This is a genomic window from Hymenobacter sp. BT559 (genome assembly GCF_017571525.1).
In the GTDB taxonomy this organism is placed as follows: domain Bacteria; phylum Bacteroidota; class Bacteroidia; order Cytophagales; family Hymenobacteraceae; genus Hymenobacter; species Hymenobacter ginsengisoli.
Map to the genome: position 1 here is coordinate 262,701 of NZ_JAGETY010000001.1, position 14,368 is coordinate 277,068.

General features: G+C 62.9%; 11 protein-coding genes. 9 read left to right on the forward strand and 2 right to left on the reverse strand.

Going from position 1 to position 14,368, the window contains the following annotated elements:
- The first annotated feature begins 16 nt into the window (after nucleotides 1–16).
- The 8 genes from J4D99_RS01065 (at nucleotide 17) to J4D99_RS01100 (ending at nucleotide 11,990) form a co-directional block, all read left to right on the forward strand.
- On the forward strand, nucleotides 17–676 hold the full coding sequence (locus tag J4D99_RS01065; protein ID WP_208129840.1) for a hypothetical protein: 660 nt from the start codon (nucleotides 17–19) through the stop codon (nucleotides 674–676).
- Nucleotides 655–1,461, forward strand: coding sequence for a sensor histidine kinase (locus J4D99_RS01070; protein WP_208129841.1), 807 nt, complete (start codon nucleotides 655–657; stop codon nucleotides 1,459–1,461). Before J4D99_RS01065 ends, J4D99_RS01070 begins: the two co-directional genes overlap by 22 nt.
- 40 nt (nucleotides 1,462–1,501) lie before the next feature.
- Nucleotides 1,502–2,167 carry a response regulator transcription factor gene (locus tag J4D99_RS01075; protein WP_208129842.1) on the forward strand — a complete coding sequence of 222 codons (666 nt, stop codon included), beginning with the start codon at nucleotides 1,502–1,504 and terminating at the stop codon, nucleotides 2,165–2,167.
- A gap of 980 nt (nucleotides 2,168–3,147) precedes the next feature.
- Entirely contained in the window at nucleotides 3,148–3,684 is a 537-nt protein-coding gene (locus J4D99_RS01080; RefSeq protein WP_208129843.1) for a phage tail protein, read from the forward strand.
- A 42-nt stretch (nucleotides 3,685–3,726) separates the two neighbouring features.
- Complete coding sequence (locus J4D99_RS01085) at nucleotides 3,727–4,296, forward strand: phage tail protein (protein ID WP_208129844.1); 570 nt, start codon at nucleotides 3,727–3,729, stop codon at nucleotides 4,294–4,296.
- A gap of 44 nt (nucleotides 4,297–4,340) precedes the next feature.
- On the forward strand, nucleotides 4,341–4,874 hold the full coding sequence (locus J4D99_RS01090) for a phage tail protein (protein ID WP_208129845.1): 534 nt from the start codon (nucleotides 4,341–4,343) through the stop codon (nucleotides 4,872–4,874).
- A 120-nt stretch (nucleotides 4,875–4,994) separates the two neighbouring features.
- The gene (locus tag J4D99_RS01095; protein ID WP_208129846.1) at nucleotides 4,995–5,951 is read left to right on the forward strand and encodes a methionyl-tRNA formyltransferase; all 957 of its coding nucleotides are present in this window, start codon (nucleotides 4,995–4,997) and stop codon (nucleotides 5,949–5,951) included.
- A gap of 75 nt (nucleotides 5,952–6,026) precedes the next feature.
- Complete coding sequence (locus J4D99_RS01100) at nucleotides 6,027–11,990, forward strand: Ig-like domain-containing protein (protein WP_208129847.1); 5,964 nt, start codon at nucleotides 6,027–6,029, stop codon at nucleotides 11,988–11,990.
- A gap of 204 nt (nucleotides 11,991–12,194) precedes the next feature.
- On the opposite strand, the gene arfB is transcribed toward J4D99_RS01100, so the two are convergent.
- Together arfB and J4D99_RS01110 are read right to left on the reverse strand one after the other, a co-directional pair.
- Entirely contained in the window at nucleotides 12,195–12,599 is a 405-nt protein-coding gene (gene arfB / locus J4D99_RS01105) for an alternative ribosome rescue aminoacyl-tRNA hydrolase ArfB (protein ID WP_208129848.1), read from the reverse strand.
- 18 nt (nucleotides 12,600–12,617) lie between these two features.
- Entirely contained in the window at nucleotides 12,618–13,568 is a 951-nt protein-coding gene (locus J4D99_RS01110) for a 3-oxoacyl-[acyl-carrier-protein] synthase III C-terminal domain-containing protein (RefSeq protein ID WP_208129849.1), read from the reverse strand.
- A 195-nt stretch (nucleotides 13,569–13,763) separates the two neighbouring features.
- Here J4D99_RS01110 and J4D99_RS01115 point away from each other — a divergent pair, with 195 nt between their 5' ends.
- Nucleotides 13,764–14,255 (forward strand): hypothetical protein, encoded by a 492-nt coding sequence (locus J4D99_RS01115; RefSeq protein ID WP_208129850.1) that lies wholly within the window; start codon nucleotides 13,764–13,766, stop codon nucleotides 14,253–14,255.
- The last annotated feature ends 113 nt before the right edge of the window (nucleotides 14,256–14,368 follow it).

Consider the following 14,368-nt stretch of genomic DNA (forward strand, 5'->3'; position numbering starts at 1 on the left):
TGCTACTTTTGCCGCAATGACCGGCCAAACCTTCTTTATAACGGAAGGCATAGCTGGGCTGGCCCGTGTGGCCCTGGGGGCAGCGGTTATTGTAGGAGTAATGCGGTTTAAACACTTACCTAGTGGGCTGCGCTACCTCGTAGCCTTGCTAGGGCTGGAGGTAGCAACTGAGCTGGCAGTGGCGGTGTTGCACTACAAGCATCAGCCCAACCTGTTTATCCTGCCTTTTTTTTCGGCCGGCGAGTTCTGGCTGCTTGCCCTGGTGTATGACCGCGCGCTGCAATCGCCCGCATTTTCTCGAATGCGCCCGTGGCTAGCAGGCAGCTTTGTGGCCTACTGCCTCTTCGATAGCCTGGTTTCGCCCGAGATGGCCCGTTTCAAGCCAGCCTTGCAGTTGGTGGAAAGCGTGCTGGTATTGGGCCTTGTGGGCTTATTTTTTCGCAAGCTACTCAGCGAACTCCGGATAACCCGGCTCGACCGGGAGCCTATGTTCTGGGTATCTACTGGGCTGATTGTGAAGCATCTGGGCAGCATACAGATTTTTCTGTTCAGCAATTTTCTGCTTAGCCACTATTCCAAGGAGCTAAACCTGAATATCTGGGCCATTCACGGCTTGCTGCTCATCGTGTTGTATAGCTGCTACCTTGTAGCCCTATGGATTCGCCCCCAGAATTAGCGTTTGGTCAGCTATTGATTGGCGGTATCAGCTTTATGCTTCTGTCAGGAGCCTTGCTGGTTATGTTCATCGTGGTGTACCAGAAGCGGCTGCTTCAGCAGCAGTTACTATTGCGTGCTGCCGAAGCGGAATATCAGCGGCAGCTGCTCGCCGCGGTTATCGAAGCGCAGGAACGCGAGCGCGAGCGCATCGGGCGCGACCTGCACGACGGCATCGGCTCGACCCTAGCCACCGCCAAGCTGCTCATGGGCCGCCTCGAAAGTACTGGGGCTCAAGAAGAAGCCTCTAACCTGAGCAGCATGGTGAAGGAGATACTGGGCAACGCCGTGCACGACGTGCGCGGCCTTTCGCACAGCTTGTACCCGGCCGTGCTCGACCGCTTTGGCCTGGCCGATGCCTTGCAGCACCTGGCCGATGTGTGCAACGAAACCAGCACCCTGGATGTGGAGCTGAGCATTGACTACCCGCAGCCGCTAGCCCTGCCGCAAGAGTTGGCCTTATACCGCATCTGCCAGGAGCTGATTCATAATGCCCAGAAGCACGCCCAGGGCGCCACGCTGCTGCAAGTGCGGCTGCGCCAGCACGGCACCCGGCTATCGCTGTCGGTAGAAGACGATGGCTGCGGCTTCGACGCGACGGCCCTCGAAAGTACCCGCGCGGCCTCGGGCGGGGCGGGCCTGCGCAGCATAGAAGTGCGGGTGCAGATGCTGCGCGCCCGCCTGAGCCAGCAGTCGGCGCCCGGCCAGGGCACCTGCACGCTCATCGAGATGGATACCGCTGCCTGATACCCTAGCCATTGCCATTCCCTCTTCTCTCCTTTCTGCTATGCCAACGCCTACTACGCCCGTCCACATTGCCTTGCTCGACGACCACCAGCTGTTTCGGCAGGGCATGCGCTACATCTTGCAGGCGCTGCCCTACGTGGAGTCGGTAACCGAGGCGTCGGAGCTGGCTGAGCTGCAAGCCACTTGCCGCCAGCGCCTGCCCGACGTGCTGCTGCTCGACCTGCAAATGCCGAATATAGATGGGCCGGAGGCCGCCCGGCTGCTCCTACAAGAGTTTCCCGACCTGAAAATCATCGTGCTCTCGATGTTTGCAGCCGACAAATACATCACCCAGATGATGAAGGCCGGAGCCCGCAGCTACCTCCCCAAAGACGTTGACCAGGAGCAGCTGCGCCTCACGATTGAGGAGGTTATCACCACGGGCTTTCACTTCACGCCCCGCATTTCGCGGGCCCTCATTCGGGGCGTGCAGCACCCCGAGCGCACCCCTACCCCCAAGCTGCCCGACCTGGTGCAGCTTACCACCCGCGAGCACGAGGTGCTGCGCCTTATTTGCCAGGGCTGCACGGCAGCCGATATCGCCGAGCAGCTTTTCATTAGCCGTCGCACCGTGGAGGGCCACCGCCAGAAGCTGCTCGAAAAGACCAGCGCACCCAACTCGGCCGGCCTGGTCGTGTATGCAGCCCGGCATGGGCTAATCGACTAGCCTGGCTAAGCCGCTTACCCACGTAGAAATACGCTCTTTTTAAAGTGCGTATTTCTACGCTAAAAAGCGAATGCCCCGTGCGAGTCCTTTGTGCTGTCGCCGCGCCCTCGGGCACCGGCAGGCCGCTGCTCTTTCTGACCTATGAAAATAACTTGCCCGGCCAGCAGTGCCAGGATAGTCCCGTCTCGCCCTGGCGAGGCAAGCCCTTGCTTTTGACACAACCCTTGCCAAGCGCCCGGCTGACGCCCCACCGGGCCTAGCCAGCTGGCAAGCCACACCGGCCCTGGCAGCGCGCCAGGGCTTAGTACGAAAGAGAGAGCCGGCCAGCGTGACGCTGGGCCGTGAGGCTGGGGCCCACTGCGGCGCCAGCTATACGCACACTAGAGGTGAAGTCTATCAGCTGATTAGCTAACCGTTGATATTCAACCAAAAACAGGTATATCTACGCTAGCTCCGGGATTCGGCAGGACGGTATTTTGTGCCACTGTTGGTATGGCTGGGCGCAGGTGGGTTGAGCCCGGCCGCGCCACTAGTTTGCTACCGCGCTGCGAAGGGCGCCGGCTGCAACGCCCACTTTCCCGGCACTGGCCTGGGGAGGCTGGCTACGTTCGCTATTTTCTATTCTCACCTTCTTCCCGTGACCGACAAAGCAGTAAACCGCCAGGTAGTAGCCCAGCCGCCAATGCCCGAGCTTGCGAAGCATTGCCTTGTGCAGGAGCCGGCCACTGCTGCTTCTCAGCTCGTGGTAAGGCACTTGGAGCCGATTGGCACGCGCAAAGACAGCCCGGGGATAATCGGCCAGGACAGCGCCTGCCCCCGACTCTACCGCGCCCGCCCAGGGCGGGCTAGCCGGGCCTGCTGCTCAAAGCAGGCCGTGGCGAGCGGCCTCCTCCATCCCGCCCATTGCTTTTACTACCCGTGCTCCAGCCTCTAGCCAAAGCGCCTTTGTTCCATTTCTCACCCCCTGCCATTTTTCGTTTATGGACCCCTTCTTAGGAGAAATTAGGCTGATGCCCTACCAGTACACCACCTTATACTGGCTGCCCTGCCAGGGACAGTTATTATCCGTTGCGCAGTACCAGGCCTTGTTTTCGCTGCTAGGTACCACCTTCGGCGGTAATGGCCAAACCACTTTCGGCCTGCCTGATTTACGTGGCCGCGCTATTGTGGGGCAGGGCCAAGGCCCAGGCCTTAGCAATTACAAGCCCGGCCAGCAAACCGGCACCGAAACCGTGAAATTGGCCGTTGCCGAGCTGCCCGCCCACACCCACGCCATGAGCGCCACGGTGCCAGTGAGCAACCTCGGAGGCACCACGGGCTCGCCGCAGGACAGTTTCTTTGCCCAGCAAGCCCGAGAACAGTACAGCGGCGCCCCCAACGGCGGTACTATGGCCCCCGCCCTCCTGTACGGCGACACCGACACCGCCGGAGGCGGTGAGGCCCACAACAACATGATGCCCTACTTGGTGCTGGCCTACTGTATTGCGACTAACGGCGTGTATCCGCAGCCAGAGTAAACGCTGGTTTTTCTTTCTTCTCATTTCCACCCCTTCAGCACTATGTCAACTGCTTACATTGGTGAGATTCGCTCCGTGGCTTTCGCCCGTATTCCATCGGGCTGGGCACCGTGCAACGGCCAGTCCCTGCAAATCAGCGAATACGAAACCCTTTTTTCGCTTATAGGCACCGCTTATGGGGGCGACGGCTATTCCACGTTCAACGTCCCCGACCTGCGCGGCCGGCTGATGGTAGGCTCCCAGGGCGGCGCGGGTGGCGGCGGCCTGAGCACCTACCAGCTGGGCCAGCAAGCGGGCGCCGAAACCGTGGGGCTGACCTCTCCCCAGATGCCCCAGCACCAGCACTCGTTTTCAGGTATGCTGGGTGCCAACTCTAACGGCCCGTCGGGCCCCGACCCCACGAACCAGTATCCAGGCCCGGGGCAGTCCCCAAGCGGGGGCAGCAAGCCAATTCCGTACGCGCCGGGCAGCGACGGCAGCACCCTCAACGCCGGGGCGCTGGCTTTTACGCCAAGAGCCGCGGGCGACAGCCAGGCCCACAACAACCTGCAGCCCGTGCAGGCCCTGTATTTCATTATTGCCACGTCTGGCCTCTATCCGCCCCGGCCCTAGGGCAGCTTCTTTCCCCTTCTTTCCCTTGTTTCTGACCTTAACTTATGGATGAGCCCTACCTCGGCGAAATTCGTCTCGTCAGCTTCGACTTCGCCCCCAAGAACTATGCTTTCTGCAACGGCCAGCTCCTATCCGTTTCGCAAAACCAAGCCCTGTTTTCGCTACTGGGCGTCACCTTCGGCGGCAATGGCGTCACCACCTTTGCCCTGCCCGACCTGCGCAGCCGTGTACCGGTAGGCGCGGGCGTGCTACCCTCGGGCAGCAGCTACCAGCAAGGCGACCAGGGCGGCGCCGAATCGGTGACGCTTACGCAGGGGCAGCTCCCGACCCACTCCCACGCCTTCGCGGCCACTTTGAAAACCGCCGACTCGGCCGACGAACAGGCACCGGGGGGGCAATATCCTGCTAAGGATGGCAACGCGCAGTTTGCCAGCGGCCCGGCCAATACGACTATGGGCGCTCCCATTAAGGGGACCAGCGACGTGGCCGGCGCCAGCCAGCCCCACGAAAATCGTCCCCCCGTACTCGCCATGAACTACGTCATCGCCCTGGTTGGCAACTGGCCGCCCCGCACGTAAGAGCGAGGACCACCCGCCGAGCTACCGCCTGCAGATTCCTTGAATTGAGGCTCGACACCTGGGCCGGTAGCGCCAGTAATTAGTGGTACTCCTAATCTTTTCCCTGTCAGTCTTCCGCTTATGCGCGTCGCCATAATCATTAGCAGCCTGCTGGGTTGGCCCCTGTTGCAAGACTTGCTCAGCCAGGGCGTGGTGGCCGGCATTGCTGTGCCCGCCAGCGGCCGCGAGGAGGCCGCGCAACTGCGCGAACAGCTAACCCAGGCCGGGCAGGCGCCGCTGTTGCTAGCACGGGCTGGCCTAGGCGCGGCACTGGCCGGGTGGGTGGCGACCGTGCAGCCCACGGTGGTGCTAGTGCTCACTTTTCCGTGGCGCATTCCGGCGGGGGTGCTAGCGCTGCCGCCGCAGGGCTTCATCAATTTTCATTTTGCGGCGCTGCCCGGCTACCGGGGCCCAGAGCCCACGTTCTGGCAAATCCGCAACGGCGAGCCAGCTGGGGCCGTGACGGCCCACCGCATGGCCGCCGACTTCGACACTGGGCCGGTACTCGTGGCCACATCAGTACCTATTGGCCCGCACGATACCCACGGCCTGCACCGCAGCCACCTGGCCCTGGCCGCCGTGGGCACCGGCCGCCAGCTGCTGGCGGCCTTGGCCGCAGGCGCCCCCGGCCAGCCTCAAGACGAAGCCGCTGCCCGCTACTGGCCCCGCCCCGCCCTGCCCGACCTGTGCCTCGACTGGCAGGAGCCGGCCGAAACCCTGGCCCGCCTGGTACGCGCCGCCAACCCCTGGAACCGTGGGGCCCTAGCCACCCTACGCGGCCAGCCGCTGCGGGTGCTGGGGGCCACGGCACGGCCCGAAACCGTAGCGGCCGCGCCCGGCACCGTGGTGCTGGCCGCCCCCGGCCAGGCGCTGCTGGTAGCCTGCGGCGCGGGCCAGGTGCTGCAGCTGGATGTGGTGGCGCTCGACGAGGGCTATTTCACGGGTGGCCAACTGGCGGGGCTAGGGGTGCCGGTAGGCGAGGTGCTGGGCACGCTGCTTCAGCCAACGCCCATCCGAGAAGCATTAATTCATAGTTAAACAATTGTTAGTAAGGCCATTATGAGTAACGTAGTTTCTCACTTCTGATTCAACCTGACTTTCTTCCTTCTCGCTATGAAACAAAAACTACTTCTGACGCTGCTGCTGCTGACTACCTGGGCAGCGCGGGCACAAACACTGCTCCAACAGCAGTCGTTCGAGGGTACCGGTACTGACGCGGCGCCGGCCAATGCCTACACCGCGTCGACGGTGGCCAGCGCCAGCAGCACGAACATCTATTTTTATAATGCGACCCTGCCAGTGCCCGGCTTTAACACAGCAGCAGGTCAAACGTCAACCGTGACGAACATCAACGGCATCGCGCCGAACACGACCGGCACGCACTTCTGGGCGTCGGAAAACGTGCGGCGCGCCGCCGATGGGACCATCCTGGGCAACCCGCCGGCCGACCTCACCCTGGCGTCCATCAACGTAGCCGGCAAAAGCAGCCTGTCGGTGACGGTGGCCCTAGCCGATGCGGCGGGGTTGCCTCTCAACAACGGGATTCGCTGGGAAACGAATGATTTTGTGCGCGTGCAGTACCGCTTTAACGGCACCGGCGGCTGGACCACCATCGGGCAGTTTGTGGGCGATGGCAGTGCCGGCGGGGGGCCTCCGCCCTCGGGAGGATTGCGCCAGGATTATTACCCGTGCGATGGCGTGGCCAATGCGGGCGCGCCCGTGCTGAATCAAACCCTGACCGATTACAACTTTCCCATTCCGGGCTCGGGCAACACGCTGGAAGTGCGGGTCGAAATCGACCAGGATGGTGCCAGCGAAGAATTTGGGTTTGATAACATTCGGGTGTACGGGGCGAGTGCGGTCGGCAGCCCGCCATCGCTGAGTACCCTGGAAACGACGGCGGTGGCTTTTGCGGAAGGTGGCAGTCCCGTGGCCCTCACCAACAGCCTGACGGTGAGCGACCCGGACAACACCGGGCTAGCCAGTGGCAAGGTGAGCATTTCGGCCAACTACAACTCGTCGGAAGACCGGCTGTCCTTCGTGGCCGACGCAACCACCGGCAACATCACAGCCAGCTTCGATACCGGCACGGGGGTGCTGACCTTGACTTCGGCGGGCGCCACGGCCACCCTAGCGCAGTGGCAAAATGCCTTCCGCAAGGTGTATTACCAGGACATTGATGCCATTAATGCTACGGCCGGGACGCGCACAGTTTCGTTTTCCGTTACTGACCCCAACAACAACATCAGCGGGGCCCTGCAGCGCAGCATCACGGTGACTGCGGCGCTCGATGCCGCTTCGAATGTGCCTTACACAGAGCCTTTTGAAACCGACGGCGAAGGCACCCGCTATTCCAGCAACCACTATTTCTCGCAGGATGCGGCGCAATTTCAGCGTACCAATGCCAACCCCACGACGACGGGGCCCGCGGGCACGACCTTCAGCAACATCGTCGGCTCGTATTACTGGGTGGGCGTGAACACGGCCCCGGCCAGCCTGAACCCGACTGGCAAGAACAACGGCACCCTGACTACGAAGCAGGTGAATGCGACGAACTATACCAACCTGCACTTTCAGCTTCGTATTGGGGCTTCGTCGTCCATCAACAACGGCACCCAGGCCAACTGGAAAACCAGCGACTATTTTCAACTCTTCTACCGCCTGAATGGCAGCAGCACCTGGACGGCGTTCGGGCTGTTTCGCGGCACCGGCACCGGCACGAGTGGCGGCGTCATTCGCCAAGACTCGAACCCCAACGGCACGGGCGCGCCAACGGGCACCCAGCTGACGCCGGCGCTGCAAAACTTCGACTTTGCCCTGCCGGCTTCGCTGAATGGGCAAACCGTGGATTTTCAGCTGGTGCTCGTCAACAGCGATGGGGTTAACTATCTGGCCTTTGACCAGCTACAAGTAACGGGCACGCCAGCCGCTACCGTCAACTCCCTTGTACGGGCTAGCGCAAGCCCCACTAATGCCGCTACGGTCAACTACACGGTGACCTTTGGGGCGCCAGTAACGGGCCTAACGGCTTCTAACTTCTCGCTGACTACTACCGGCATAACCGGGGCTACGGTGGGCACGCCGGTGAGCACAGGCTCGGGCAGCACCTGGACGGTGCCCGTGAACACGGGCACGGGCAGCGGCACGCTGACGCTGAACCTGGCTAACGACACCAACCTATCGGTTGATATTACGACCACGCTGCCATTTGCGGGCGAAACCTACAACATCGACAAGACGACCCCGACGACGACCATCACCAGCTCGACGCCGGGGGTGAGCAACGGCGCCACCACCAGCACCACACCCATTGCATTCACGATTACGTTCTCGGAAAGCGTGCTGAACTTCGTACAGGGCGACGTACAGGTGGCGGGCGGCAACCTCTCGGGCTTCTCGGTCGCGAGCGGCACGACGTACACCTTCAACGTGACGCCCAACGGCAACGGCAGCGTGGTGACGGTGAACGTAGCGGCCGGCGTGGCCAATGACGCGGCCGGCAACGCCAACACGGCGGCTTCGCAGTACAGCGTTACCTATGTGGCTCCCAGCACCACCGTTACGTCCATTACGACAACGACGAGCAGTCCCACCAACGCCAGCAGCATTCCCTACACGGTGACGTTCGCGGCCAGCGTGACGGGCCTGACGACCGCCAACTTTTCGCTGTTGCCTACCGTGACGGGTGCTAGCATTAGCAGCGTGAGCGGCTCGGGCACTACTTACACGGTGGTGGTGAACACGGGCACCGGCAACGGGTCGCTCCAACTGAACCTGGCCAACTCCACGAGCCTCAGCCCCAGCGTGAGCAATGTGCCCTACAATGGGCCGAGCATTACCATCGACAAGACGGCCCCGACGGTGACGGCGTTCACTAGCTCGAACGGAGCGACGGGCAGCACGACCACGACTACGCCTTTGCCGTTCTCGGTGACGTTCTCGGAAAGCGTGACGGGCTTTAGCAGCGCCGGCATCACGGTAACCAACGGCACGGTAACCAGCGGCCCCACGGGCAGCGGCGCCGGGCCCTATACCTTCAGCGTGACGCCCACCACGGCCGGCACAGCTACTACCGTCACGATTGTCGCCAAGGCGGCCCAGGATGCGGCCAGCAATGGCAACACGGCTTCCAGCCCCTACTCACTTACCTACCTGCCGCCTACTGTCGTGGTTTCGGCTGTAACTGGTATCACGCCCTCGCCCACGGCCACGGCGCAGGTTAGCTACACCGTGATGTTCTCCGCCGCCGTATCTGGGCTGACGACCGGCAACTTTGACCTGACCACCACGGGCCTCAGCGGCGCGGGTGTGGCCAGCGTCTCGGGTTCGGGCACGACCTACACAGTAGTCGTGAATACGGGCGCGGGCAACGGCACCCTGCGCCTAAACTTGAATAACAGCACCAGTGTGACGCCTACGGTAACAGGGCTGCCTTATACCAGCGGCACCCTGTATACCCTCATCAAGAGCTTTACGGCCGCGCCCACCCTGCGCATTCAAGCAGCGGGCAGCGCCAGCAAAGGCTCCGATGTGACGGCCTTCGTGGACGCGGTGCAGGTGCAGCAGAGCGGGGGCACGGCCTTCGCCAACGGCCTGCAGAACGGCGGCTTCGAGTTCAACAACGTGAGTTTGAATAGCTTCAAGAAGACCGCCGACGGCGTCGTCGCCTCGCCCTGGACCTTCACCAGCCTAGCCGGGGTGTCGCGCAACGGCCCTAGTGGCTTTGGCTCGACGACTACCGAGGGCGACGCGGTGGGCCTGGTGCAAAGCACCGGTGGCAACAACGGCAGCATTGCGCAGACCCTAGCCGTGCCCACGGGGACCTACCAGGTGAACTTGCAGGCCGCCCAGCGGACTAACTTTGGCACCAGCGACCAGGTGGTAAACGTGTTCGTCAGCGACGTGTTTGTGGGCAGCATCCAGCCCCCCGGCAGCGGCTCCTACCAGTCCTTTACCTCGGCCACGTTCAACGTGACGGCCCCGTCGCTGACGGCGACGGTGAGCGGACCGGCCAGCCCGACCAGCAGTTCGTCCCTTCCGTTCTCGGTGAGCTTCTCGCAGAGCGTGGGCACCAGCTTCACGGCTTCGGACGTAACGGTCACGGGCGGCACGCTGACCAGCGGCAGCTTCGGCGGCAACGCGAACAACGACTCCTTCACGTTCACCGTGACGCCCAACGGCCCCGGCCCCGTGGCGGTGAGCGTGGCCGCCAATGTGGCCTTCGACGCTAACAACACGGGCAACACGGCCAGCAACACGGTGAGCGTGCAGTTCGTGGCGCCCACCATTGTGGTGGCCCCAACCTCGGCGGGCTCCCCAACCGTACTGCCCAGCTGCACGCCGGGCACAGCCTACAGTCAGACGTTCTCCGCCTCAGGTGGCTCAGGCCCCTACGCCTACGCCATTACGGCGGGGGCGCTACCGGCGGGCCTGACGCTCTCCTCCGGCGGCGTGCTCTCGGGTACGCCCACGGCCAGCGGCACGTTCACCTTCACGGTGACGGCCACCGATGCCTCGGTCGCCCCCGGCCCCTTCAGCGGCGCGCGCAGCTATTCCCTGACTATCGGCTACCCCGACTTGGTAATCAGCACCAGCGGCCAAACCGTGCCGGGTGGCACCTACCACAGCATCACGGTCCAGCCCGGGGGCGACGGCACGCTCGCGGGCGACGTCACCGTCACGAGCAATGTGACGGTGCAAAGCGGCGGCGTGCTCAACGACGGCTGCGCGCTTATCAGCGGGCCCGGCAGCTTCACGCTGGCGGCGGGCGGCACGCTGCGTATCTGCTCGCCGCAGGGCCTTAGCAGCACCGGCGCCACAGGCACGGTCCAGGTGACGGGCATGCGCAGCTTCAGTCCCGATGCGCTCTATACGTACACTGGGAAGGTGGCCCAGGTCACCGGCCCGGGCCTGCCGCCCATCGTGCGCGTGCTCACGCTCACCAATGCGGCGGGCCTGACGTTGACCACGGCCCTGACGACCACCACGGCGGCCACCTTCACCCAGGGCGTGCTGACGACCGGAGCCGCGACGCTGACGCTGGGCAATGACGCCACCCTCAGCGAGGATGCCGACGGCTACGTCACGGGCACGGTGCTGGCCACCCGCACCCTGAATGCGGCGGGCAGCGCCGAAGCCTTCGGCGGGCTCGGCCTCGTGCTCACGCCCAGCGGCCCGACCCTGCCGGGGAGCACTTTGGTGCGGCGCGTCACGGGCACGGCCCTGCGCGGGATGGGCACGAGCACGAGCATCACGCGCTATTTCGACATTCAGCCCACTATCAACACGGGCCTGAACGTGGCGCTGGTGCTCACGGCCCGCGACGACGAGCGCAACGGTATTGCCCCGGCCAACCTGCGCTTATTCAAGAGCGATAACAACGGCACGAGCTGGCGGCTGCAGTCGGCTACGTATGGCACCGCGACGACCAATGGCCTCACGACTTACTCGGCCAGCCTGAGCGGCATCAGCGATTTCTCGCTCTGGACCCTGGGAGATGCCGCGGCGCCCCTGCCCGTCACGCTCACCAGCTTCCAAGCGCTGCTGCAGGACGAAAACCGGGCCCTGCTACGGTGGGCGACGGCCTCGGAACTCCATAGTGCCTATTTCGCCGTAGAACGTAGCCTGGATGGGCGCAGCTTCGTCGAAGTGGGGCGGGTAGCGGCGGCCGGCACCAGCCTGCTGGCCCACGCGTATGAGCTGCGCGACCCGCTGCCGCTGCCGGGCCTGACGTACTACCGCCTGCGGCAAGTAGACACCGATAAGTCGGCCACGTACAGCCCGGTGGTGATGCTTTCGCCACACACGCAGCCCGCGGTGGCGATAAGTGTTTACCCCAATCCGCGGCGTGGTACGGCCGCGACAAGCGTCAGTTTGCAAGGCTTGACCAACCAACGGCTCACCGTGCAGGTGACGGATATGCTTGGGCGCACCGTGAGCACCCAAGAGTTCACGCCCACTACTTCCTACGCTACCATAGACTTACTATTACCTGCCGACCTGGCTACGGGCGTGTATGGCGTAAGCGTGCGCTCGGGAAGTCAAACGTGGACTACGCGACTAACTGTGGCTCCCTAATACCACTTGGTGTTTTTGCTAAGGCCCTGACTGAGTAGTCAGGGCCTTTTTTACAGCGACTGAGAGAGGTTTAGCAGGAACTCTACCCCTCAAATTCCGCCACGCGGACTACGCCGCCGCTAGCCCCACTCTTGCGTACTACCTACTAAAAAGCCCACCCCGCCGCAAGCGGGGTGGGCTTTTTGCTTACCGTTAGCTTGGGCGCTACTCAAGGCGGCGCCGGTTGGCTTTTTTGTCACTCTGGATTTTCTTGCTTTCGAGGCGCTTGCGCACAGCGCCGGCACTGGGCCGGGTGGCGCGGCGGGGCCTGGGGCGGCGCAGGCTTTTCTGCAGCAGCTCGTGAAAGCGGGCCAATGCAATTTCCTTGTTGCGGAGCTGGCTGCGGTCGTCCTGAGCCACTACCAGCAGGTAGCCTTCGGTGGTGAGCTGGCCGGCCAGCTTTTCCAGGATGAGCTGCTTTTGCTCATCCGTCAGCACCTGCGAGGCTTGCAAGTGCCAGCGCAGCTCTACGCGGCTCTCTACCTTATTCACGTTCTGCCCGCCCGGCCCGCTGGCCCGGCTGGTTTGGAAGGTGATTTCGGGCAGGAAGGCAGCGGCGGGCGGCAGCATCGGCAGGTGCAGGGGCGCTTACTGTTTGACCAGCAGCATGGCCCCATACGAGTAGCCGCCGCCAAACACGGTCACAATCAGGTTGTCGCCGCTTTTGATACTCGGCCAGATTTCGGCTAGCCCAATGGCGGCACCGGCGCAGCCGGTATTGCCCAGGCGCTCGATATTATTGACAGCGCGGGCGGGGTCGAGGCCCAGCTGCTTCACCACATTGGCCGAGATGCGCAGGTTGGCCTGATGCGGAATCAAGTAATTCAACTCACTCACCGCCAAGCCGTTCTTATCGAGCAGCTGCTGCGTAATGCGCGTCATGTAGGTGCAGGCCTGCTGAAACACGTCACGCCCATAGGGCATCACAATGCCTTTGTCGACGGGCTTGAGCGTCACGGCTTCGTCGGCCTTGCCCATAGGGGCGGCCCCGCCCGTGAGCACCTGCACCACGCGCAGGTCCTGGGAGCCTAGCGGCTCTTTGGTGAGCAGCAGCGCCGCGGCGCCGTCGCCCCAGAGGTGGCCAGCCATGGTGTCTTCCTCGTTGTTGTAGGCGGTGTTGTGCTCGCTCACCACCACCAGTGCCCGGCTAGCCTTACCCAGGGCAAAATAGCCTTCCACAATCTCCACCGCATTGAGCAGCGACGAGCAGGCCGATGAGATGCTCACCGTGGGTATCTCATTGATACCCAAGTCGCGCTGCACGGCGTGCGCTGCCGTGTAAATGGTATCGTGCGGGGTATAAGTGCCCGCTACAATAAGGTCGATGCTGGCCGGCGCAAAGCCCGGCAGCTCGGCAAGCAGGGCATGGGTGGCCGCAATGGCCATCGTATTAGCATTTTCGCCCGGGCCGGCTTTGCGCCGCTCGCGGATGCCCGTGCGCTCAATTATCCAGTCGGAGGCTAGCCCATTGAGGCGCGTAAAATGTTCGTTCGTAACAACGGCCGTCGGCAAGTAGGCGGCCACGTGATGCAGGTACACGCAGTGGGTAGTGGGTGGTAGAATATCGATACAAAGGTCCGGCTAACAAACGTTAGGCATCGAATAAAAGCTGTAAAAGCCGGAATCTTATACGTGGTGCCCGGCGCCTGGCTTGTTAAACAACGCACTAGATGGCACCTGGCGGGCGTTGGCACCGTAGTTGTCTGGCTTCCGGCAACTCTGCGTTTACAGCTTATGCACCTACGTTTTTTTCGGCTCGGCGGGTTTATCCTGCTGCTACTAAGCCTGGCTACGAGCGCCTCAGCGCAGAAATATGACACGGCCCTGGGCGCCCGGCTAGGGGGCGGCAACTACGGCATCACCTTGCAGCAGCGGGTGGCATCGCGCGTCACCATCGAGGGCATTGCCGGGCTGCGCGAGCGTGAGTACAGCGGCACGGTACTGGGTGAGTATCACTTTGGTATTCTGGGGCCTAGCCTCAATTATTACTTCGGCGTGGGCGGCCACCTGGGCCACAACAAGGATACGGGCGGCTTTGGCGGCTTCGATGGCCTAGTGGGCGTCGAGTACAAGGTCGCCTTCCTGCCCGTAGTACTCAGCTTCGACTTCAAGCCCACTTTCGAAATCAACAGCGACGACTACGCCCGCTTCCCCACGGCGTTCTCCATTCGCTACGTGCTGTTTAAGCGCAAAACCAACATCTTCGACCAGATACGGGGCCGCTAGCCTCGTCGCCCATGAGCTCGACCTGCCGGCACCTGCGAAGGGCCTGCTCTGCTACGGCGGGGCAGGCCCTTGTTGCGTGGGCATTACGCACGCAAGCCCCCATGTAACAAATT

Coding starts and splice junctions, on each gene's coding strand:
- J4D99_RS01075 (WP_208129842.1), top strand. CDS start 1,502: ATGCCAACGCCTACTACGCCCGTCCACATTGCCTTGCTCGACGACCAC.
- J4D99_RS01100 (WP_208129847.1), top strand. CDS start 6,027: ATGAAACAAAAACTACTTCTGACGCTGCTGCTGCTGACTACCTGGGCA.
- J4D99_RS01070 (WP_208129841.1), top strand. CDS start 655: ATGGATTCGCCCCCAGAATTAGCGTTTGGTCAGCTATTGATTGGCGGT.
- J4D99_RS01095 (WP_208129846.1), top strand. CDS start 4,995: ATGCGCGTCGCCATAATCATTAGCAGCCTGCTGGGTTGGCCCCTGTTG.
- J4D99_RS01065 (WP_208129840.1), top strand. CDS start 17: ATGACCGGCCAAACCTTCTTTATAACGGAAGGCATAGCTGGGCTGGCC.
- J4D99_RS01090 (WP_208129845.1), top strand. CDS start 4,341: ATGGATGAGCCCTACCTCGGCGAAATTCGTCTCGTCAGCTTCGACTTC.
- arfB (WP_208129848.1), bottom strand. CDS start 12,599: ATGCTGCCGCCCGCCGCTGCCTTCCTGCCCGAAATCACCTTCCAAACC.
- J4D99_RS01115 (WP_208129850.1), top strand. CDS start 13,764: ATGCACCTACGTTTTTTTCGGCTCGGCGGGTTTATCCTGCTGCTACTA.
- J4D99_RS01080 (WP_208129843.1), top strand. CDS start 3,148: ATGGACCCCTTCTTAGGAGAAATTAGGCTGATGCCCTACCAGTACACC.
- J4D99_RS01085 (WP_208129844.1), top strand. CDS start 3,727: ATGTCAACTGCTTACATTGGTGAGATTCGCTCCGTGGCTTTCGCCCGT.